Genomic DNA, 20,136 nt, shown 5'->3' with positions numbered 1-20,136 from the left:
GGGAACATGCAGTGAGCCTTCTGACCATCACCGATCTGACCCTGCGTATTGCCGGGCGCGTACTGCTCGACAATGCGTCACTGAACGTCGATCCCGGGCGCAAGATTGGCCTGATAGGACGAAACGGGGCGGGAAAATCAACTCTGCTGGCCGCCATTGCCGGTGATCTTCATCCCGATGGCGGGACCATTCAGCTCTCAAACCGTGCAAGCATGGGACGGGTAAAGCAGGAAACACCCGAGGGTGAGGCATCACTCATTGAAACTGTTCTGGCAGGCGATCTTGAAAGAGCGAGATTGCTGCATGAATCCGAAACAGTATCCGACCCGAGTTTACTCGCCGATATTCACGAAAGACTGCTTGTCATCGACGCCCATACCGCCCCGGCCCGGGCAGCAAGTATTCTCTCCGGTCTCGGCTTCGATCACGACGCACAGCTCCGTCCCGTGTCTTCTTTCTCAGGCGGGTGGCGTATGCGCGTGGCCCTCGCCACGGCTCTCTTTCTCACACCCGACCTGCTGCTTCTCGATGAACCGACCAATCATCTTGATATCGAAGCAACAATCTGGCTCGAGAACTGGCTCAAATCCTTTTCAGGTGCCGCAATTATCGTAAGTCATGACCGCTCCCTGCTTGATAGCGTGGTTGATTCCATTGCTCATCTCGACAAGAGCAAGCTCAGTCTGACGCCAGGCGGCTATGATGAGTTCATCCGGATCCGCACCGAACAGGCCCTCCAGCAAAACCGCGCTGCAGAGCGGCTTGCCGCCCAGCGGGCACATATGCAGTCCTTCGTCGATCGTTTCAGAGCCAAGGCGACAAAAGCCCGTCAGGCCCAGGCACGGCTCAAGGCGCTTGCTCGACTGCCGCAGATCGAGTCCGTTGTCGAAGACAGTCCGACACGGTTTGCCTTTCCGGAGCCCGCGCCGCTGCCTCCGCCCATGCTGACACTCGACAAGGTGACAGTCGGCTATGACGGTCGGGCTGTTCTTTCGAATCTTTCCTGCCGCCTCGACCTTGATGATCGCATTGCACTGCTCGGACAGAATGGCAAAGGTAAATCCACTTTCGCAAAGCTCCTTGCTGGCCGGCTGGATCCGATTACCGGCACGCTGCAGCATTCTCCACGTCTGCGTATCGGCTATTTCGCCCAGCATCAGGGTGAAGAGCTGATTCTTGCGGAAACGCCAATCAATCACATGAGTCGGGCCATGCCTGATGCAACGCCGGTTGCCGTCAGAGCCCAGCTCGACCGCTTCGGCCTTGACGCAGGCAAGGCGGAATCACGTGTGGGCGATCTGTCAGGAGCGAAAAGGCCCGGCTGCTCCTTGCCTTGGCAACACGTCATGCACCCCACCTGCTTTTGCTCGACGAACCAACCAATCATCTTGATCTCGATGCACGCGATGCGCTCATCCGGGCATTATGCAATTTCGAAGGTGCCGTCGTACTGATCAGCCATGATTCCCATCTCGTGGAATCAGTGGCTGACAGGCTGTGGCTGGTTGATGACGGGACAATCACCCCTTTTGATGACGATATGGACGGTTACAGAAACTGGCTGATCGAACGCGCCCGCAAGGCAGCCAGCGAAACCCGGTTCGACAACAACGCAGAAGCAAATGGCAAAAAGGACATGCGCCGCGATCGCGCCGAGCAGAGACGGGCTCTCGCGCCATTACGCAAGGAGGCCAAGGCAGCCGAACATCTGCTCGATCAGCTTGGCAAGGAACGTGCCAGAATAGAGGCCCGACTGGCTGATCCTGCTCTCTACGAGAAAAGCGATACCAGCGAACTGACAAAGCTCAATACCAGACTGGCAGCTGTCAAGCTTGAAGAACAGGCCGCTGAGGAACGCTGGCTAAATGCTGAAGCCGAAATAGAACAAGCGAACCAGAACTGAGAGCTTTCGTTAAGCTGTGATCCGATTAGCGAAGACGGAAAAAGATGGCCGAACATCACTCTGAAGATACACCCGCCAGCGGGCATGAACTCTCGCAGATCTTCCGGATCCTGCGCTTTACCCTGATCATTACGGTTGTGGTTCTGGCACTATGGCTGCTTGGCGATGTGCTCATGGTCGTCTTCGCGGCGACCCTTCTCGCCGTGATTCTGCATGGTCTGGCGCGCATTCTTCGTGACAAGGCGCGCATTCCCTATCAACTTGCTGTCGGGCTTGTCGCACTGATTATTCTGGTCGCTATAGGCGCACTATTCTTTTTCAGCGGCCCCCAGATCAGCGATCAGTTCGTAAAACTGAAACAGGCACTGATCACCCAATACGGACAGCTGCGTAACCAGATGGGAACCAGCACCTGGGGCCAGTTCGCCCTCGATCATCTGCCAAAATCCCTTGGTGGAAACGAGCAAGGCAGCGGGTCTTCCCTTGGCGCGGGCCTGGCGAATTCGGTTACCGGCATTCTGAGCAGTGCATTCGGTCTTCTCGGCACGATTGCCGTCATCCTTATCGCAGGACTCTATTTCGCCCTGTCTCCTGCCATCTATGTCGACGGGCTGTTGCGTCTCGTACCGGAGAGCCACAGACCCACCGCACGCAAGCTGGTTCTCACAGCGGGGACCACATTATGGTCATGGACCATCGGTCAGGCTTTCGACATGCTGGCAGTCGGCCTCGCTTCGGGGATCGGACTTGCCATTCTGGGCGTTCCACTTGCCATGGCGCTTGGCGTTGTTGCTGGGCTCTGCAATTTCATCCCCTATATTGGCGCGATCATGGGAGCGATCCCGGCAGTGCTGATTGCGCTTTCACAAGGTACGCGCACGGGATTGATGGTTGCAGGTCTCTACTGCGTGATCCAGTTCCTTGAGGGCAACGTACTTGCCCCTCTCATCCAGCGACATGCGGTACACATGCCCCCTGCGCTGGCCATTCTGGCACAGACTGTTTTCGGCACCATTCTGGGTGTGCCAGGTCTCATACTGGCCTCTCCCCTCACTGCTGCATTACTGGCAATCGGTGATACAGCAACGGCACCGCTTGATCCCGAAATGCGTACGGGAAAGACAATGGGAGACTCACCCCTTGCGCATGATGATGCCAACTGAAAGCATCTTCCGGACCTGAGGTTTTCTGGCTTCGCCTGAAGGTACAGACGTCATCTCATGCAGCCGCTTGATACAGGATCAGGAGTATCTTTCTCTCCTGTATCAGGCAGGCCCACACGACGCCCTATGAGCGCGCGCTGTTCTTGCCCTTGCAAGCGCACTGATCAGGACGAACGACACTTCGGCTTATAATAATTCTGTTCAACAGCATTTTTCTCTTGCTCCTGACACTGTGTCAGCATCGCCTCATCACTGCGGCAAGAGAAAGAAGATACTCATGACACGCGATAGAACGATCGGCGAGATGGCAGCCCAATGTGGCCTGTCCGTACGCAGCCTGCGGCATCTGGAAGAAAAAAACCTGATCACGCCCAGACGAACCGAGGCAGGAAGGCGCGTCTATGGCGAGAACGAGATAACTATTATTACCCGTATTCTCGTTCTGCGTCAGGCTGGATACCGCCTTTCCGAAATATCGGCGACCATGCTTCGCCCATCTCTCGATGCCCGGAGCCTCATAGAACAACAGATCCTGCATCTCGACGCCAAACACAGGCAGATCACTCTCATGCTGCGCCGTCTGCGTGAGACCATGACCTTGCTGGATACGAGAGAAGCACCGGATGTGGACAGGCTCTGTTCCCTCATCAAGGAAGCACAGGACATCATGACACAGAATGATCTGAAAACAGTCGCAAAGCAGTATTTCACCGAGACCGAATGGGAACGGTGGTGTGAAATCGGCAACAAGCTGTTTCCGGGAGAATCACGCAGCCACTATGAGCAGGATTGGATCTCCCTGATAGCCCGCATTGAAGAAGCCATTGCCTCAGCCATAGAGCCTGGTTCACCACAATCGCTGGAGCTCCTGAACGAGTGGCGGCGCCTTCAGCAACCGATGGTCGATGCCCTGGGCGCCGATCACTGGAACAAAGCTGCAAAAATGTATAGCGAGATGGGACAATGGCAGACCGAAACAGCCAGAGCCCCGTTCAGTGCGGCAGTCTACAATTTTATCACGGAAACTGCGCGATCGACCAGACAATCGCGTTAACCATCAACCGGGGACAGGTCATGACCTGTCCCTCAGTACTCACAATCCTGGCAGGCTCTAACTGCCGCTCAATACCCGCTTTCAGCACATCGGTTTTTTCGAATCCCTGACCGTCGACAAGGTGACGCAGCACGGTCCAGTCTTCGTCACTGAAACTCTGCACCTTGAGCCGCCCTTTCGGATTGACGCGGGTGATAGCTGTATTGTTCCAGTCCGCGCCACTGACTCCCGTCCAGAGGGCCAGTTCGAAAGCACCACCATCCGGATTGACGCCCTTGATCACAACATCACCCGTCGATGGCGCCGGCGACGTCAGCGGTGCCCAATGCCTGGTATGCGTTGCAAGCCAGCGATTGAGCTGGCCCGCTTCCTCAGGAGACAGATTGCGACTCTTCCCGGTCTGCTCAATGGTGAGAGTCAACTGGCTCACGGTCTCAAATCTGAGCGGACGCAGGATGGCAGGGCAAATGTCCAGATAACCGCAACCGTAGAGAGAACAAGGGTGACAAAACCAATGACGAAGAGCGTTTCCTTTCTCACGCACTTACCTCCCTGAAGAAAAACGTTCTCACCGCCGTAATTACACGGGTCACTTCATCGTCAGTCAGTTCAGGATGAAGCGGCAGGGCAAGGATACGAGCACCGAGCCCTTCCGAGACAGGCAAAGAGACTGTCTCGTCGTGATGCTCTGCATAAGCTGGCTGCTCATGGAGCGGCTTTGGATAATATACGACGCTCGGGATCCCTGAGTGCCGAGATAGGTCTGGAGAGCATCACGGATCCTGACATCAGGAAGCAGGATTGAGTAGATCGCCCACGCGCTTGTTGCATGCTCCACGCGCTGAGGAGTCGTAACCAGAGCCGATAGCGCTGCATCGTAAGACCTTGCGATCGCCTCACGCCTTTCCAGCTCTTCTTCAAAGCGGTCGAGCTTGGCAAGCAGGATCGCAGCCTGAAGCGTGTCGAGCCTGCCATTTATACCAATACGCAGTACCTCATAGCGCGTGCGTCCTTCACCATGGCTACGCAACGACCGGTAGAGTGCCGCACGCTCCGCATCATCGGTCAGAATCGCACCACCATCTCCATAGCCGCCCAGCGGCTTGGACGGGAAGAACGAGAGAGTAGTCGCCAGGGCCTCACGTCCGAGCTTGCGCCCTTCCAGAGACGCCCCGAAAGCCTGAGCACAATCAGCAAACAGATGCATGCCTTCTTCGGCAGCAATGCTGCGAAGTGCCTGCCACGGCGCAGGCTGGCCAAAGAGATCGACCCCTATGATCGCACGCGGATCAAGCTCGTCCTGAGCACGAACAGCGGCAATACGGGCGGAGAGAGAGAGAGGGTCGATCTGGAATGTCGCCGGATCGATATCCACAAAAACCGGCGTAGCTCCCAGCAACAAGACAACTTCCGCTGTCGCGGTATAGGTAAAGGCCGGGAGAAAGACCGCATCTCCCGGGCCGATCTCCTCGGCCATCAGCACCATGAGCAGTGCGTCCGTGCCCGACGAGACACTGATTGCGTGAGCCGCACCGCTATAAGCGCAGAGACGCGCTTCCAGCTCCTCGACCTCAGGCCCCATCACAAACTTGCAGTGATCGAGCACCGTGTCGATCCGCTTGCGGAGCGCCGCACCGAGCCGCGCCTGCTGTCGTGATAGATCGAGAAATGGAATGGGGGCTTTTTCGCTCATTGCACCTTGTATCCGTATGCAGCCAGCAGAGGCCCTTCTATGAATAACCCCTGTAAGGATGCGGGTTATGACACAGAAGAACTGTTTTCCGAAGCCACGCCTGATCTCGTCTCATGATCCGAAGATTCCGTAGGGTGGCGCACTTCGCCAAGCGGGTTATGGGCAAATTCAGGGACGAGATCATTCAGCACAAGCAGGACTTCCGCAACCTCATCGCGCAGGCTGACCTGCTCAAGCGTCTGAAGTAGGGATGCCGCTGCCTCCAGATCGATCATGCGCGGGGTTGCCATTTTCAGACCCGGCGCATCGGTCGGCACAGGCGCTTCGCGTCCATGAAACAGCTCTTCATAGAGTTTTTCTCCGGGACGCAGACCGGTAAACCGGATTGCTACATCCTCATCAGGCTTCAATCCTGCAAGCCGTACCATCTGACGCGCAAGATCAAGGATACGCACCGGCTCTCCCATATCAAGAACGAAGATACCCCCTTGCTGGAGGCGCTGATCTGTCTCGTCAGCCTGTTTCCGCAAGGCCGTACCCCGAACGCTGGCCTGCAGGACCAACCCCACCGCCTCAGGCACTGTCATGAAATAGCGTGTCATGTCAGGATGCGTGACTGTCAGCGGTCCTCCCTGCTCAAGCTGTCGGCGAAAGAGCGGCACAACCGAGCCGGTCGAACCCAGGACATTACCAAACCGCACAGTGACACAGCGAAACTGCGAGCCCCTCGCCTCAGCAGCAACGGCCAGAGCCTGACAGTAGATTTCCGCACAACGCTTGGTTGCTCCCATGATACTGGACGGATTGACCGCCTTGTCACTCGAGATAAGCACCATGGCCGAGGCTGCGTGACGTATAGCCGAATCAGCAACAATACGGGTCCCGATAACGTTGGTCAGGACACCTTCGCACGGATTGGCCTCGACGATTGGCACATGTTTGAGCGCCGCCGCATGAAAGACAAGTGAGGGTCTATGGAGAGCGAAGACCTCATCGATACGCCGGGCATCACGGATATTGGCGATAATAACCTTGCGGACCACATGAGGAAACAGCTCGGATAATTCGAGGTCGATCTGCCACAGAGCGAATTCACCATGATCGAGCAGAAGCAGCTCACTCGGGCCAAACTGGGCAACCTGCCGCGCCAGCTCGGAACCGATTGTCCCACCGGCACCAGTCACCAGAACGACCTGCCCCTGGATCAAACGGGCCATCCCCTCCCGATCAAGAGGCACTTCAGGTCTGTTAAGAAGATCTTCCAGAGCGATGGGCCGCATCTGGATTTCCTCTGCAGGCGTCAGACTGGTCAGGGAGGGTGCACGCTGAACAGAAATACCAAAGGTCTGGCCAGCATCCAGAACCACGGAAAGCTGGGAGCCACGCCACTCGGGATCGGTCACGATGACACTGTCAGGCAGCGAACCGCCACGCACCATACGTTCGAGCACCCCCGGCAGATCATTGGCGATGCGACAATGGGCACACCATGCAAACGACGTCCCTGCTGCCCTGGTGACCGGGTTACCAAGCCAAGCACGTCATAATGCCGGTCCGAAGCACGTTCGAGCGCGCGCAGGAAAAGATCGGCGCTCAGATCCGAGCCTGCAAGCAGCACCCGCAATTTCTGCCCATGAGCCTGTTGACGCATCCCGCCATAAACGCGAGTCAGCAGCCGCCCACCGCCAAGTCCGACGAGTAGGACAAGGGCGTAGATCAGCGGAAAAGTAGGTGATGGCAGCGGAAATCCCGAGACAAACAACATGAGGGAAAAAAGCACCGCTCCGGCAACAGAGGCCGCTGCAATCCCCCTGAGATCCGCCACGCCGGAAAAGCGCCAGTATTGCTGTGGAATACGGAAGGGCAACCCACTCACTAGCAGCGTAATCGCGCCGCCCATGATGAACCAGAGCGGATGTAGCAATCCGTCATGCGGCGCGGCAAGGAAGCGCGCTACCGGAGCTGCCAAGCCCGAAATCAGGCCATCGGCCAGCACGTTGACAGCAATACGCCCTGTAGATCGATGGCGTCGTACCATGGATTGAGGCAGAGGAGCTGGGCTATGAGGATGTTGCTTCGCGTTCACGCGACACTTATAGCCCCGAAACTTCTATCCGGGCGATGGTCTCTCACCACGCTTTTAACCTGCTTGCGAAAAAAATGCGGTTCAGACGATGATACCCCTGATCATTTGCTGCCTCAGCGCAGCTATCCTCAGCGCCATACTCATTCGCCACATGATTCGCGTAGGGGTCATGGATATACCGGGGCATCGCAGTTCGCATACGCGTCCAACACCCAAAGGCGGTGGCATCGGAATCATTATTGCTTTCCTGCTTGTCTTTCCTGTCAGCCAGCTCTGGACACAAGGTGACCTGCCGGGATTTGCGCTTCTTCTTCCCCTGCTTGCTATTGCCCTTCTGGCACTGTTCTCCTGGCTTGATGATATCCACTCCTATCGCGCAGCCCTGAAACTGGGTGTCCAGGGGATTGCGGCCGTCATGGTTCTGGCAGGTATGGCCCTGTCGCCGGAATTCCATCTTCCCCTTACCCCGTTCATGCTGATGGCATCATTCGCAACGGGCTTTTTCTGGCTCGTCTATACAACCAATGCGCTTAATTTCATCGATGGAATCAACGGACTCGCAGCGGGGAGCATGGCCATTGCCTCCCTGATTCTTGCCACTGCCTTCAACCATGTGGATCAGACTGGCCTTACTCATGCAGCCTTGATCCTGGCTGCCTGTCTTCTTGCCTTCCTGCCGTTCAACTTCCCCAAAGCGCGTATTTTCATGGGAGATGTTGGCAGTCAGGGAGCCGGACTCGCGATTGCCTGGTTCGGACTTCAGGCGGCCCGCGAAACAGCTCACCCTTTCATCGTCCCCTTCATGCTGTTCGGCATCCTGTTTGATGTTGCCTTTACGCTTCTGAGGAGAGTTTTTGCCGGCGATCCGCTCGCCCAGGCGCATCGCAGCCATCTTTACCAGCTTGCCACGCGCGCAGGGCTCTCTCCGGTTGTCGTCACGCTGATCTACTGGTTTTTTGTGCTGTGGGGCGCCATCAGCTGCATTTTGCCATGGTCATTCGGCTTGCGCCTGGCTCTTGTCCTGCTGCCACAGGTGTTGTGGATGTTGTTCGTCATGTTTCATGCCCGACAGACGCCAATAGGGAAATGGTAGCTACTTTCCGGCCGGAACGGACTCCGGGCACTTTCCTGTCATCAGGCAATAAAAAACCGCTTCCCTCAGGGAAAGCGGTTTTTTCGGATCTACAGCTTCTCATCACCATCACATGGCATGAACGCCAGGACAGCTAACGAAAACCATATTTCAGCCAGCAATACGACGCACGTTCATGCGCTCAACCGAACTACGTGCTGTCTTTGTCGCAGGTTTTACCGTGCCGGAAGCTTCGCTCATCAGTGAACGCATTTCACGCAGAAAGGCGGAACCTTTGAGCGTACGCTGCACGAGTACCGAACGACGATCCAGAGGGTCAACCTTGCGACGAGCAAGATCGAGCTCGCCAAGACGGTCCAGTGCACGCGTGATAGCCGGCTTGGAAACATTCAGTTCCTGAGCAAGTCCGCGAACGGTATGAGCTCCGTCCTGCAGATAACAGGTCAGGAACACACCAAGCTGACGCGCTGAGAGATCAGGACCGTCCTTGCGTACAAGCGAAACAATTGTATCGCGAAGTAGGTTCAGCATCTGGTCATTCTGTGCCTGGGCCATCAAAAAAACTCCTGAATGCGTCGCGCAAACGGCGCGGTTGAAATGGTCTTACCCGTCGCCCAAGTAAGCCAGCCCGAAGTCGCCAAGAGGCATTTTGCGGGACGCCACGCCTTGGGTGCGTGTTCTGTCGACGCTTGTTCCAGGAATGAGGCGGGCTATATCCCGATTACCGTTGCATTCCTACAACACACGTCAAACGATACGCAGTCATATAGGTTCGTTTTGGTAATCGGTTTAGTATCTTTTTGTTGAAACTCAGGGGCTAAGCATCCTCTTTCTCCTTTCGTTCATTAATCATTCGTAATATTGCCTCCATGAGCGTGCGAAGTACGAGCGTTTCTCCACCCTCCGGGCGTCCTGGAATCGTGCTGTCATTCCAGGCGTAAGTATCGATATGTGCCCATTTTACAGTGGGTTCGACAAAATGCTGAAGAAAGAGGGCCGCAGTAATTGCCCCTGCCATGGGCTTGTCTGTCACATTGCCAAGGTGAGCGTTTTTACGGCTTAGCCATGCGTCATAGCCATGCCAGAGTGGCAATTGCCACATGGCATCACCAAGCTCGTTACCCGCCCTCAAGAGTAATTGAGCCCAGTCGGGGTTGTTGCAGAAAAGAGCAGGAAGATCGGGACCAAGGGCAACCCGCGCTGCCCCAGTCAGAGTCGCAGCATCAAGAAGCCAGTCAGGCCCGGCTTCACAGGCTTCGGTCAACAGATCACTCAGTACAAGGCGCCCCTCGGCATCTGTGTTCCCCACCTCTACCGTCAGCCCTTTTCTGGTGGTCAGGATATCACCCGGACGCATGGCATGGCCTGAAATACTGTTCTCCACACAACCGAGGCGTAACTCGAGACGGATCGGCAGGTGATGCGCCATAATGGCATGAGCCAGCGCCAGCATAAGTGCGGCACCCCCCATATCCTTTTTCATACGAAGCATGCCGCTTGCCGGCTTGATATCGTAGCCCCCGGTATCGAAACATACGCCTTTTCCGACAAGGGAAAGCAAAGGCGCATGCTCTGGCGCATCCTTGCCACGCCATGAGATTTTCACCACACACGGCGCTCGATCGGAACCCGCACCCACTGCGGCAAGGCAGGGATAACCCGACACCAGAGTGTCACCGGCAATGAGGGTGCACTCGGCGCCATGCATTTTACCAGTCGACACAGCAGCCTGAGCGAGCTCCTCGGGCCCGAGAAGATTCGCCGGCTGGTTGATCAGATCGCGACCAAGCCAGATCGCTGCAGCAAGCGGCAGAGCCTGCCTGCCCTCCTCTGTGAGAACAAGCCGGGTCGTGAAGGCGATCTCACGCCCGACGGCATAACGATAGGCGCCCATGCAGAAACCGAGTGTCACATCACTTTCGATCTCAGGGCAAAGAGCGCGCAGTTCAGAGGAACAGGCCATCTGCCAGTCACCTGCCGGCAGGCCGGTCGCAAGCGCACCGAAGCGCGCCGCATCCCGCGTGGTGGCCTCAATCATGAAAACGGCCTGCGCGACGCCATTCACACCCGGAACAAGATAGAGTCTGCCGCTCTGGGGCTGTCCGGTCATTTCGAAAAGAGCCAGGGCATTATCACCAATCAGCCCATTGATGTCCTGGTCCGGCAGAACGATATGAACGGTTCTCGCCTTATCTGCTCCCTGCACCAGGCAGAGCTGTTCAGGATTGCGCATTCAGGTCACCTCTTCGCCGTCAGTCATTATCCCCGAGCGGGATCCGTCGAGCTGTGCCAGCCATGGCGCTGTCTTGCAATTCCTGCCCTCATGAACAAGCATCAGAGTATGAAGACCCAGCATCATGCCATGCCTCGCCGGGTTCGGGCCGTGCTCGGGCCGACCAATACGGGCAAGACCCATTACGCGCTTGAGCGCCTTCTTGCCCATGAGTCGGGAATTATCGGCTTTCCACTCAGGCTTCTTGCGCGAGAGAATTACGAACGCATGGTACGCCTCAAGGGCGCGCGTCATGTCGCCCTGATTACTGGCGAGGAAAAGATCGTCCCCCCGGAGGCCAAATGGTTCTCCTGTACGACAGAGGCAATGCCACTCACGCGACGCGTGGAATTTGTGGCCGTGGACGAAATACAACTCAGCAGTGATCCTGACAGAGGCCACGTCTTTACCGACAGACTGCTCAATGCGAGGGGCAATGTCGAAACGCTTTTTCTGGGCGCCGAGACGATCCGTCCGTTGCTGCAGCGCCTCGTACCTGGCATCGAAATCGATACGCGGCCCCGTCTTTCTAGCCTCGTTCATACCGGTCACACCAAGCTGTCACGCCTGCCTGCACGCTCGGCCATCGTCGCGTTCTCTGCAGCTGAAGTCTACGCCATTGCAGAAATCATACGCAGACGGCGTGGAGGATGCGCCCTGATCATGGGGCAGCTCTCACCCCGTACACGCAATGCCCAGGTAGAGCTCTACCAGAACAAGGATGTCGATTACCTGGTTGCCACAGATGCAATCGGCATGGGCCTGAACATGGATGTCAATCATGTCGCCCTTGCCTCTCTGACCAAGTTCGACGGCGCCTCGCTCCGCCCCCTGACCGCGCAGGAATGCGCACAGATTGCAGGGCGTGCCGGTCGTGGCATGAAGGATGGCACATTCGGAACCACCGCCGAAGCACGCCCCATGTCAGAAGCGCTGACAGATGCGATTGAAGCGCATCGTTTCGATCCGATAGAACGGCTGAGCTGGCGCAATGCAGCACTCGATTTCACCTCTCCCGAGGCCTTGCTGTCCAGTCTCAACGCTTCTCCGCCAAGACGGGGCCTCGTAGCCGGTCGTCCGGCCTCGGATCTTCTGACACTGGAAAGTCTGGCAGGAGAACGTGAGATAAGCGATGCGACACGCGGTAGAAAAGCGACATCCCTGCTCTGGGAGGTCTGCCAGATTCCTGATTTTCGCAAGCTTGGCGATGACTCTCATGTCCGGCTCTGCCACAGGCTCTTCATGCATCTGCTTGATGACGGCAGCATTCCGACACAGTGGTTCGATTCCCATATCGCCGGCTTCTCACGGGTTGAGGGAGATATAGACACGCTGATGCACCGGCTGACCGGTATTCGTGTCTGCGCCTATGTCGCGGCAAGGACTGAATGGAGCAATCGCGCACAGCACTGGCAGGAACGTACACGCGAAGTCGAGGATCTTCTTTCCGATGCATTGCATGAACGCCTGACGGCCCGGTTCGTCGACCGGCGCGCCACCTCTCTGCTTCGCCGCCTTGACAGTGATGGTACGAGAGACCTCCTCTCAGCTGTCACAAAAGACGGTCAGGTGATTGTCGAAGGCCATGCTGTTGGTACGATCGAAGGTTTCACGCTCAAGCCAGATCGCGAAGACGCCTTGCCGGAAAAAAAACTGATGTTGCGTGCAGGTCGGCGCGCCCTGCTTCACGAAATACCGCGTCGCGTGCAGGCCTTCACTGAATCTCCCGATAGTGATTTCGCGCTGGAAACCCGAACGGGCGCCCTGTCCTGGCAGAATGTCGTAATTGCCCGCCTGATCAGAGGAACCGCCATTCTCGCCCCCGACATACAGATACTGGGAGGGGAGTTTCGTGACACAAAACAGCGGGACCTTGTTCGGGCTCGCCTGAACAATTTTGTACGCAGCACGCTCCGTGACGCTCTTGCCCCTCTTTACGCTCTAGGCGCCATGCCTGCGCCCTCTCCCGCTCTGCGTGGCCTCTCACATCGGCTTATGGAATATGGCGGGGTCGCCCCGCTGTTACCTGATGAGCCAGCCAGCCATGGCTCGAAAGCCATCGGACAATTCAGACGGCTCGGTATTCTGTTCTGCCCGTTTGGCATTTTCATGCCCGCCCTGCTCAAACCCAGTCCGATGAATCTGAGAGCGTTGCTACTTGGATTGTGGTACGGCAACGAACGCCCCGAAGCCGATGCGAGACAGATTATCATCAGGGCTCCCGGGAACGCACCTCTGGCGTCACTGGGATGGGTTTATCTGGGGACTGAATGGCTGCGTCTGGATCGGGCAGAGAAGCTCCTGGCAGAATTGCATCGCCTCACCCGTTCCGGCCCGTCTCCGGTACCCCCGGACCTGATCTCACGGTACGGCCTGAGCAAAAGGACATTTGTTGATACCCTTGCTGCTCTGATGATACGGCACCGTGTTGCTTCACCTCTTGCCGAAGGACAGTTCGGACCGGTTGCACCGGTCATGCTGCTTGGCCCGACGAAACACCGCCGTCAGCATCACCAGAGCCATAGCAGGGATACCAGACGCAGCCTCCCGATAGCTGACAGCCCTTTCGCCGCGCTGGCGACCCACGCAGCACGGAGAGGACTGTCCTGATGACAGAACAAGATCATCAAAGACTTGATCTCTGGCTCTGGCATGCACGTGTCTGTCGTCATCGCCGGGACTGCGCCGCTCTGATTGAAAAAGGAGTGGTACGCATCAATCGCCAGAGAACCACCAAACCTCATAGCAGGGTCCGCATTGGGGACGTGCTGGGCCTTCCGGGCAACAGGGAACCGGAAATACGCATATGGCGTGTAAAAGGCCTGACAGAGAGGCGCGGATCGGCATCGGATGCTGCCATGCTTTATGAGGTGCTGGCCGAAAATCAGGGTCCGGACTGAACTTTACGGCGTTCTCGGCAAACATATGCTTGCCAGAACAGGAAAGTTCCGCCTATCTGCGGCATCCCATATTGCGAAATCCCTCATGGGGTCACTCATGCCTTCCGGGATCCTCCTGGGTCTGACGGCCCCAGCTCAAAGATCGGAGACACCAATGGCCTATGTGGTCACCGAAAACTGCATACGCTGCAAATACACGGATTGCGTCGAGGTCTGTCCGGTCGATTGCTTCTATGCTGGCGAAAACTTTCTTGTGATCAACCCGGACGAATGCATCGATTGTGGCGTCTGTGAACCGGAATGCCCCGCAGAAGCAATCTTCCCCGACAGTGATGACCGCGCGACACCCTGGCTTGAAGTAAACAGCAAATATGCGGCTGTCTGGCCAAACATCACGCGCAAGATCGATTCCATGCCCGATGCCGACGAGTGGAAAGACAAACCGGGTAAAGACGCCATGCTATCTCCGGAACCTCACAAGGACTGAAAGATCTGTGCGGCCCGGATAGAGCCGCCCAGTGCGTTGACTGATTGTTCACGGCAACAAAAAAGCCCGGAGGAATTTCCTCCGGGCTTTTTTGTTGCGACTAACGCCGGCTTTCCGACACCACCTCGTTGGAGGAGGTGCCAGAAAGACAGAATTGTCAGCGCGACATCATATTCATGCTGACATCGTGGATAATGAAAATTGTTCCACCAATGATGATCAGCACGCAGATGACCGCAAAGGCAAATGCTGTGTTGTTCCAGGACTGGCTTGAACTGCTGTTCATGTGCAGGAAGTAGATCAGATGTACGAAGATCTGAACTACTGCCAGTGCCGAAATGACCCCGAAGGTCATACCGGGCGACATGAGATGCATCTCGACGATAGCGAAGGCCGCTACCGTCAGGATGGCCGCAATGACGAAGCCGATGATGTACGAGGCGAAGCTGCCGTGAGACTCGCCTTCGTGTTGATGGGTCGATGCTTGGCTCATCAGATCACACTCAACAGATAAACGAAGGTGAACACGCAGATCCAGACGATATCCAGAAAGTGCCAGAAAAGGCTCAGGCACTGGAGCTTGTCCATATAGCGTGTGCTGAAGACCTGCGAGCTGAAGCTCTGGATCATGATAACAGCGATCCAGACCAGACCACAGGTCACGTGAAGACCATGCGTTGCCACCAGCGTGAAGAAGGCGGACAGGAACGCAGAGCGATCCGGGCCGGCACCCTCATGAATCAGGTGAGCGAATTCCTTGAGTTCAAGCACAAGAAATCCAAGGCCGAGCAGAAAGGTAATTGCCAGCCAGAGAAGCATAGCGCCCTGCTTGCGGGCATAAGCCGAAAGCATACCGAAACCGAAGGTGATCGAGCTGAGCAGAAGGAGGGCCGTTTCCAGCCCTACCCCGTTCAGATCAAAAAGCTCCTTGCCCGTCGGGCCACCAGCAAACTGGGTGCGCATGACGGCAAAAGTGGCGAACAGCGTTCCGAAAAGGAGGCAGTCCGTCATCAGATAGATCCAGAACCCGAACACGTTATTCGTGTGATGGTGTTCGTGATCGTCGATACCGTGTGCTGTGCCGTGCGGCGTTGCTGAGATATTTGCCATTTTTATTCTGCCGCCTGTGCTGTCAGTGAGCGGACATAATTGGCCTGGTCGCGTTCGATTTCGCTGACCGGGACATAATAATCCACATCATTGTTGAAGCTGCGCAGGATGACTGTCGCGAACACGCCGGCAAGGGCGAGTGCTGCAAGCCACCAGATGTACCAGATCGCTGCAAAGCCGAGTACGAAGCTGAAGGCACCGACAAAGAAACCGGCAGCCGTGTTTTTCGGCATGTGGATCGGGGCGAGAACCTTGCTTCATAGCTGCGACGACCAAGCTGCTTCTCGGTATGGAACGTATCGATACCGTGAATGTCAGGAAGGATCGCGAAGTTATAAGCAGGCGGAGGCGACGACATCGACCATTCGAGTGTACGCGCATTCCACGGATCACCCGTGAAGTCACGGCTTTCCGGCAGATTGCGGTCACGGATCGATACGTAGATCTGCATCAGCTGGCAGACCACACCGACAGCGATAACGGCGGCGCCAAGTGCAGCGATCTGCATCTGAACATGCCAGTCAGCATTGTCGTAATGGTTCATACGACGGGTCATACCTTCGAAGCCGGCAATATAGAGCGGCACGAATGCAAGATAGAACCCGACAAACCAGCACCAGAAAGCGCGCTTGCCCCAGGCTTCGTTCATCTTGAAGCCAAGAACCTTCGGCCACCAGAAGTTCAGACCTGCGACGTAACCGAAATACACACCGCCAATGATGACGTTGTGGAAGTGAGCGATCAGGAAGAGCGAGTTATGCAGCACAAAGTCAGCTGCAGGCATCGCCAGCATCACGCCTGTCATGCCACCAATAGAAAAGGTGATCATGAAGCCCATAACCCAGTACATCATGCCGTTGAACTGGATGCGGCCCTTGTACATGGTGAACAGCCAGTTGAAAATCTTCACACCCGTTGGGACAGCGATGATCATCGTGGCAACACCGAAGAACGCGTTGACGTTCGGGCCTGCGCCCATGGTGAAGAAGTGATGAGCCCAGACGATGAAGGACAGCACGCCGATTGCAAGCGTGGCGTAGACCATCACGCGGTAACCGAAGAGAGGCTTGCGCGAGAATGTCTGGGTGATTTCCGAGAAAACGCCGAAAGCCGGCAGAACCAGAATATAGACTTCCGGATGACCCCATGTCCAGATGAGCGAGAGATACAGCTGAACGCTGCCACCGCCATCATTGGTGAAGAAGTGCATGCCGAGATAACGATCAAGTGCGAGCTCGCCCAGCGTCACAGTCAGGACCGGGAAAACCGCCATGATCAGAACGACCGTGACAAATGCCGTCCAGGTGAAAACCGGCATCTGCATCCAGCCCATACCGGGCGCACGCATCTTCACGATTGTAACGAAAAAGTTCACGCCTGTCAGCAGGGTACCCACACCAGCCAGCTGAACTGCCCAGATATAGTAATCCACACCGACACCGGGGCTGAACTGCTGCTCCGACAGAGGCGGATAGACCAGCCAGCCGCACTGCGCGAATTCACCGATGAACAGTGAAACGTTGATCAGCACAGCACTGATCGTGGTCATCCAGAAGCTCAGAGAGTTCAGGAACGGAAAGGCCACGTCACGGGCGCCGATCTGAAGCGGCACGATGACATTGAGCAGACCCGTCATGAACGCCATGGCCATGAAGAAGATCATGATGGTGCCATGAGCCGAGAAGATCTGGTCATAATGGTGCGGCGGCAGATAGCCGGGGTTACCATTATAGGCCAGGGCGAGCTGACTGCGCATCATGATGGCATCCGCAAATCCGCGGAACAGCATGACGAGAGCAAGCACGATATACATGATGCCCAGACGCTTGTGATCGACCGAAGTCAGCCACTCACGCCACAGATAACCCCATTTGCCGAAATAGGTGATGGCACCCAGAACGGCGAGCGCAACGATGACGACGCCGGAGAATGTGCCGACCAGAATGGGCACATCCAGCGGTATCGCTGAAAGTGTTAACTTACCTAGCATGTGTCCTTATTCCTTCATCTGCATGTCGGACATGGCGGACTGCATGTGCATTACCTGACCCGTCGATTTATCAATGACCATACCATTATTGTATTTGGCCACGATGCTGTCGAAGAGATTAGGCTGAACATGCGCGAAATACTTGACCGGGGCAGCTTCCTGCGGCGCCGCAACCTGCGGATAATCGGCAGAGTCGAGCGAGTCAGATGCGCCCTTTACCTTGTCGACCCACTGGTTGAAATCGTCATCATTCATCGCCAGCGTACGGAACTTCATGTCCGAAAAGCCGCGGCCGGTATAATGCGCGGCTTCACCGAGGTAATCGCCAGGCGCACTGGCCAGAAGATGAAGCTGCGTCTGCATTCCGGCCATCGCATAGACCTGTGAGCCCAGACGAGGAATGAAGAACGACGTCATGACCGCGTCAGAGGTGATGCGGAAATTGATCGGCGTGTTCACCGGAACAGCAAGCTGATTGATCGTTGCGATACCCTGGTCCGGATAAATGAACAGCCACTTCCAGTCCAGCGCCACGACCTCGACATTCAGCGGCTTGCGGCCGGCTGCTTCTGCCGAATGAAGGGGACGATACGGGTCAAGCGTGTAGCTCGTCCAGATTGCAATGGAGCCAAGAATGATGATCACAATCGCCGGAACGCCCCACACAAAGAATTCGATCTTCGTGGAGTGATCCCAGTTCGGCAGATATTCCGCCGACTGATTGCTCTCGCGATATTTCCAGGCAAAAAACAGCGTCATCAGGATCACCGGGATGACAATGCAAAGCATTACACCCAGCTCAAGCAGAATGACGTTTCGGTTCTGAAGTCCCACCGGTCCACGCGGATCAAGCAGATCGAGCGTGCATCCGGAGAGAAGAAGTGCCGGCGCCAGCGGCAGGAGCCGCCGCAATTTCGGCAAGAGTCTATTGTTCATTGTCTGCCCCGCTCGTTGATCCGACCGTCAAGCTCTGTGGCTGCGCTACGCTGCCGCTCAACCCGACCTCGGATTGGCCGAACATGGCGACAACACCTTCAGGGGATGTCATCCATCTCTCCTATTCCAGTTGAAGACGCGCATCACTCCGCAAGATGACACCAGCGTGCGACCTCTGCCGCCCGAAGATGTCACATTACGTTTGCCGGAACTGGTTTTCTGCCCGACCGCAAGCCGCGCCATCGTTGCCTCGCCTTTCTTCGGCAGATGCGTTTTCATTCAGAAACGCGTCTGCCTGGACGCTGGACATGGTTGCCCAGCTCTGTTGTGTTGTTTCCGCCCGATTGGCGCGCAAAGCAAGCACTCATCATGACATTTCGCAGAAGCGTTCACAATTTGAACACAAGAGAAAGTCTTCATTATCAGCGCTCTAGCAAAGAAAAACCTTTTTCTGCCTCAATTCATTGCAGATTTTTTAGGTTCGGCTGAGACATAAAAAGCAAGTTAATTAGACTGAATTAGTCTGGATAAACAAAAACGGGATGCGTCTGAGACGCATCCCGTCAAGTAACGGATAATCAAGAAATGATATTTATCCGTTGTTATTACTGCGAACACCCATGAACTGGAGCAGAAATGTGAAGAGATTGATAAAATTGAGATAAAGGGAAAGGGCGTCGTAAACACTCCGCTTGCCCATTTCCTCCGGTCCCACATAGCTCAGATAATACTGATAGGTTGCGCGAATGCGTTGCGTATCGAAGGCGGTCAACACCGTAAACAGACCTACCCCTACGATGCTGATCAGGAACGACATCGCCGGGCTATGCATGAAAACATTGACCACGCTGGCAATGATTAGGCCGATCAGCCCCATGAACAGAAACGAACCGAGCGAGCTCAGGTCACGCTTTGTCGTGTAGCCCCACAAGGACATCGCGGCGAAAGTAGCCGAAGTAATGAAGAATGTGCTCGCTACCGAAGTATGAGTGTAGACCAGCAGAATGTTTGACAGGCTTGCACCCATCACTGCACAGAATGCCCAGAACAGGCCCTGTGCTGCCTGACGGGAGAGACGGTTCACGCCAAACGACATCACAAGCACAAAAACCAGCGGCGCGAATATGGTCAGCATTCCGAGCCCTGTCGGGCGCGTGATCATGCCACCTGGTGTGAGGATCTGATGATAGAAGAGACTACGTAATGAAGTCTCCGCGACCGCATAGGCCACAACGCCTGTGAGGACCAGACCGGCCGTCATCCAGTTATACACGCTGAGCATGTAGGCGCGCAGACCGGCATCGACCGTATCGAAACTGGCAGTCCCTGCATTGCGTGAGGGACCACTAGACCGAAAATTGGGAACGAAAGCCATGACACCCTTTCCTGAAACCTGGCCGGAATGGCCTTATCTTGTCCTTAGATGTGGCGCATCAGATACAATGGTCA

Annotated in this window: 14 protein-coding genes and 4 pseudogenes; 8 read left to right on the top strand and 10 right to left on the bottom strand. The window is 56.0% G+C overall.

All coding sequences use genetic code 11. The annotated features are described in order from the left end of the window. Positions 1 to 11 precede the first annotated feature (11 nt). The 3 genes and pseudogenes from JCM25354_RS17800 (at position 12) to JCM25354_RS08790 (ending at position 4,120) form a co-directional block, all read left to right on the top strand. Positions 12 to 1,903: pseudogene (locus JCM25354_RS17800) on the top strand (ABC-F family ATP-binding cassette domain-containing protein). A gap of 44 nt (positions 1,904 to 1,947) precedes the next feature. Further along, a complete protein-coding gene (locus JCM25354_RS08795) occupies positions 1,948 to 3,066 on the top strand; it encodes an AI-2E family transporter (protein WP_025885738.1) in 1,119 nt (372 codons plus the stop codon). Positions 3,067 to 3,343: 277 nt separating this feature from the next. Next, the gene (locus JCM25354_RS08790; RefSeq protein WP_025885737.1) at positions 3,344 to 4,120 is read left to right on the top strand and encodes a MerR family transcriptional regulator; all 777 of its coding nucleotides are present in this window, start codon (positions 3,344 to 3,346) and stop codon (positions 4,118 to 4,120) included. On the opposite strand, the gene JCM25354_RS17795 is transcribed toward JCM25354_RS08790, so the two are convergent. The 3 genes and pseudogenes from JCM25354_RS17795 to JCM25354_RS17785 all read right to left on the bottom strand — a co-directional run bounded on the left by JCM25354_RS17795 (position 4,083) and on the right by JCM25354_RS17785 (position 7,851). Then, on the bottom strand, positions 4,083 to 4,550 hold the full coding sequence (locus JCM25354_RS17795) for a hypothetical protein (protein ID WP_148301456.1): 468 nt from the start codon (positions 4,548 to 4,550) through the stop codon (positions 4,083 to 4,085). The two genes, JCM25354_RS08790 and JCM25354_RS17795, sit on opposite strands and share 38 nt — an antisense overlap. A 106-nt stretch (positions 4,551 to 4,656) precedes the next feature. Beyond that, positions 4,657 to 5,813: pseudogene (locus tag JCM25354_RS17790) on the bottom strand (DegT/DnrJ/EryC1/StrS family aminotransferase). A 65-nt stretch (positions 5,814 to 5,878) separates the two neighbouring features. Continuing rightward, a pseudogene (locus JCM25354_RS17785) lies at positions 5,879 to 7,851 on the bottom strand (polysaccharide biosynthesis protein). Between the two features lie 136 nt (positions 7,852 to 7,987). On the opposite strand from JCM25354_RS17785, the gene JCM25354_RS08770 reads away from it, so the two are divergent. Continuing rightward, positions 7,988 to 8,992 carry a glycosyltransferase family 4 protein gene (locus JCM25354_RS08770; protein WP_025885736.1) on the top strand — a complete coding sequence of 335 codons (1,005 nt, stop codon included), beginning with the start codon at positions 7,988 to 7,990 and terminating at the stop codon, positions 8,990 to 8,992. A gap of 150 nt (positions 8,993 to 9,142) precedes the next feature. On the opposite strand, the gene JCM25354_RS08765 is transcribed toward JCM25354_RS08770, so the two are convergent. Together JCM25354_RS08765 and JCM25354_RS08760 are read right to left on the bottom strand one after the other, a co-directional pair. Continuing rightward, positions 9,143 to 9,547, bottom strand: a complete 405-nt coding sequence (locus JCM25354_RS08765; RefSeq protein WP_025885735.1) for a MarR family transcriptional regulator — start codon at positions 9,545 to 9,547, stop codon at positions 9,143 to 9,145. A 262-nt stretch (positions 9,548 to 9,809) separates the two neighbouring features. Further along, positions 9,810 to 11,225 carry a leucyl aminopeptidase family protein gene (locus JCM25354_RS08760; protein ID WP_025885734.1) on the bottom strand — a complete coding sequence of 472 codons (1,416 nt, stop codon included), beginning with the start codon at positions 11,223 to 11,225 and terminating at the stop codon, positions 9,810 to 9,812. 108 nt (positions 11,226 to 11,333) lie between these two features. On the opposite strand from JCM25354_RS08760, the gene JCM25354_RS08750 reads away from it, so the two are divergent. The 3 genes from JCM25354_RS08750 to fdxA all read left to right on the top strand — a co-directional run bounded on the left by JCM25354_RS08750 (position 11,334) and on the right by fdxA (position 14,651). Further along, complete coding sequence (locus JCM25354_RS08750) at positions 11,334 to 13,874, top strand: helicase-related protein (RefSeq protein ID WP_025885733.1); 2,541 nt, start codon at positions 11,334 to 11,336, stop codon at positions 13,872 to 13,874. After that, on the top strand, positions 13,874 to 14,164 hold the full coding sequence (locus JCM25354_RS08745; protein ID WP_025885732.1) for an RNA-binding S4 domain-containing protein: 291 nt from the start codon (positions 13,874 to 13,876) through the stop codon (positions 14,162 to 14,164). The genes JCM25354_RS08750 and JCM25354_RS08745 overlap by 1 nt, the downstream gene beginning before the upstream one ends. A 154-nt stretch (positions 14,165 to 14,318) precedes the next feature. Beyond that, complete coding sequence (gene fdxA / locus JCM25354_RS08740) at positions 14,319 to 14,651, top strand: ferredoxin FdxA (RefSeq protein ID WP_025841814.1); 333 nt, start codon at positions 14,319 to 14,321, stop codon at positions 14,649 to 14,651. Between the two features lie 157 nt (positions 14,652 to 14,808). On the opposite strand, the gene cyoD is transcribed toward fdxA, so the two are convergent. The 4 genes and pseudogenes from cyoD to cyoA all read right to left on the bottom strand — a co-directional run bounded on the left by cyoD (position 14,809) and on the right by cyoA (position 18,687). After that, the gene (gene cyoD, locus JCM25354_RS08735) at positions 14,809 to 15,144 is read right to left on the bottom strand and encodes a cytochrome o ubiquinol oxidase subunit IV (protein ID WP_025885731.1); all 336 of its coding nucleotides are present in this window, start codon (positions 15,142 to 15,144) and stop codon (positions 14,809 to 14,811) included. Then, positions 15,144 to 15,761, bottom strand: coding sequence for a cytochrome o ubiquinol oxidase subunit III (cyoC, locus tag JCM25354_RS08730; protein ID WP_025885730.1), 618 nt, complete (start codon positions 15,759 to 15,761; stop codon positions 15,144 to 15,146). Before cyoC ends, cyoD begins: the two co-directional genes overlap by 1 nt. A 2-nt stretch (positions 15,762 to 15,763) precedes the next feature. Further along, positions 15,764 to 17,751, bottom strand: a pseudogene (gene cyoB, locus JCM25354_RS17780) (cytochrome o ubiquinol oxidase subunit I). A gap of 6 nt (positions 17,752 to 17,757) precedes the next feature. Next, positions 17,758 to 18,687 carry a ubiquinol oxidase subunit II gene (gene cyoA, locus JCM25354_RS08720; protein WP_025885729.1) on the bottom strand — a complete coding sequence of 310 codons (930 nt, stop codon included), beginning with the start codon at positions 18,685 to 18,687 and terminating at the stop codon, positions 17,758 to 17,760. Between cyoA and JCM25354_RS23040 the strand changes: the two genes are divergently transcribed. Further along, positions 18,687 to 18,821, top strand: a complete 135-nt coding sequence (locus JCM25354_RS23040) for a hypothetical protein (RefSeq protein WP_279379565.1) — start codon at positions 18,687 to 18,689, stop codon at positions 18,819 to 18,821. The two genes, cyoA and JCM25354_RS23040, sit on opposite strands and share 1 nt — an antisense overlap. 458 nt (positions 18,822 to 19,279) lie before the next feature. Here the strand turns inward: JCM25354_RS23040 and JCM25354_RS08710 are convergent, their stop codons facing one another. Then, positions 19,280 to 20,062, bottom strand: coding sequence for a Bax inhibitor-1/YccA family protein (locus JCM25354_RS08710; RefSeq protein WP_025885728.1), 783 nt, complete (start codon positions 20,060 to 20,062; stop codon positions 19,280 to 19,282). Positions 20,063 to 20,136: the final 74 nt, after the last annotated feature.

It is taken from the genome of Asaia prunellae JCM 25354, assembly GCF_000613885.1.
GTDB lineage: Bacteria > Pseudomonadota > Alphaproteobacteria > Acetobacterales > Acetobacteraceae > Asaia > Asaia prunellae.
The sequence above is the reverse complement of the archived record's forward strand: the minus strand, read 5'-3'. Positions and strand labels throughout refer to the sequence as shown.

Excerpts from the sequence above, each read along its gene's own strand:
- JCM25354_RS08790 (WP_025885737.1), top strand. The coding sequence starts at position 3,344 with ATGACACGCGATAGAACGATCGGCGAGATGGCAGCCCAATGTGGCCTG.
- cyoA (WP_025885729.1), bottom strand. The coding sequence starts at position 18,687 with ATGAACAATAGACTCTTGCCGAAATTGCGGCGGCTCCTGCCGCTGGCG.
- cyoD (WP_025885731.1), bottom strand. The coding sequence starts at position 15,144 with ATGAGCCAAGCATCGACCCATCAACACGAAGGCGAGTCTCACGGCAGC.
- JCM25354_RS08770 (WP_025885736.1), top strand. The coding sequence starts at position 7,988 with ATGATACCCCTGATCATTTGCTGCCTCAGCGCAGCTATCCTCAGCGCC.
- JCM25354_RS08765 (WP_025885735.1), bottom strand. The coding sequence starts at position 9,547 with ATGGCCCAGGCACAGAATGACCAGATGCTGAACCTACTTCGCGATACA.
- JCM25354_RS08745 (WP_025885732.1), top strand. The coding sequence starts at position 13,874 with ATGACAGAACAAGATCATCAAAGACTTGATCTCTGGCTCTGGCATGCA.
- JCM25354_RS08795 (WP_025885738.1), top strand. The coding sequence starts at position 1,948 with ATGGCCGAACATCACTCTGAAGATACACCCGCCAGCGGGCATGAACTC.
- JCM25354_RS08750 (WP_025885733.1), top strand. The coding sequence starts at position 11,334 with ATGAAGACCCAGCATCATGCCATGCCTCGCCGGGTTCGGGCCGTGCTC.
- JCM25354_RS08710 (WP_025885728.1), bottom strand. The coding sequence starts at position 20,062 with ATGGCTTTCGTTCCCAATTTTCGGTCTAGTGGTCCCTCACGCAATGCA.
- cyoC (WP_025885730.1), bottom strand. The coding sequence starts at position 15,761 with ATGGCAAATATCTCAGCAACGCCGCACGGCACAGCACACGGTATCGAC.
- JCM25354_RS08760 (WP_025885734.1), bottom strand. The coding sequence starts at position 11,225 with ATGCGCAATCCTGAACAGCTCTGCCTGGTGCAGGGAGCAGATAAGGCG.
- fdxA (WP_025841814.1), top strand. The coding sequence starts at position 14,319 with ATGGCCTATGTGGTCACCGAAAACTGCATACGCTGCAAATACACGGAT.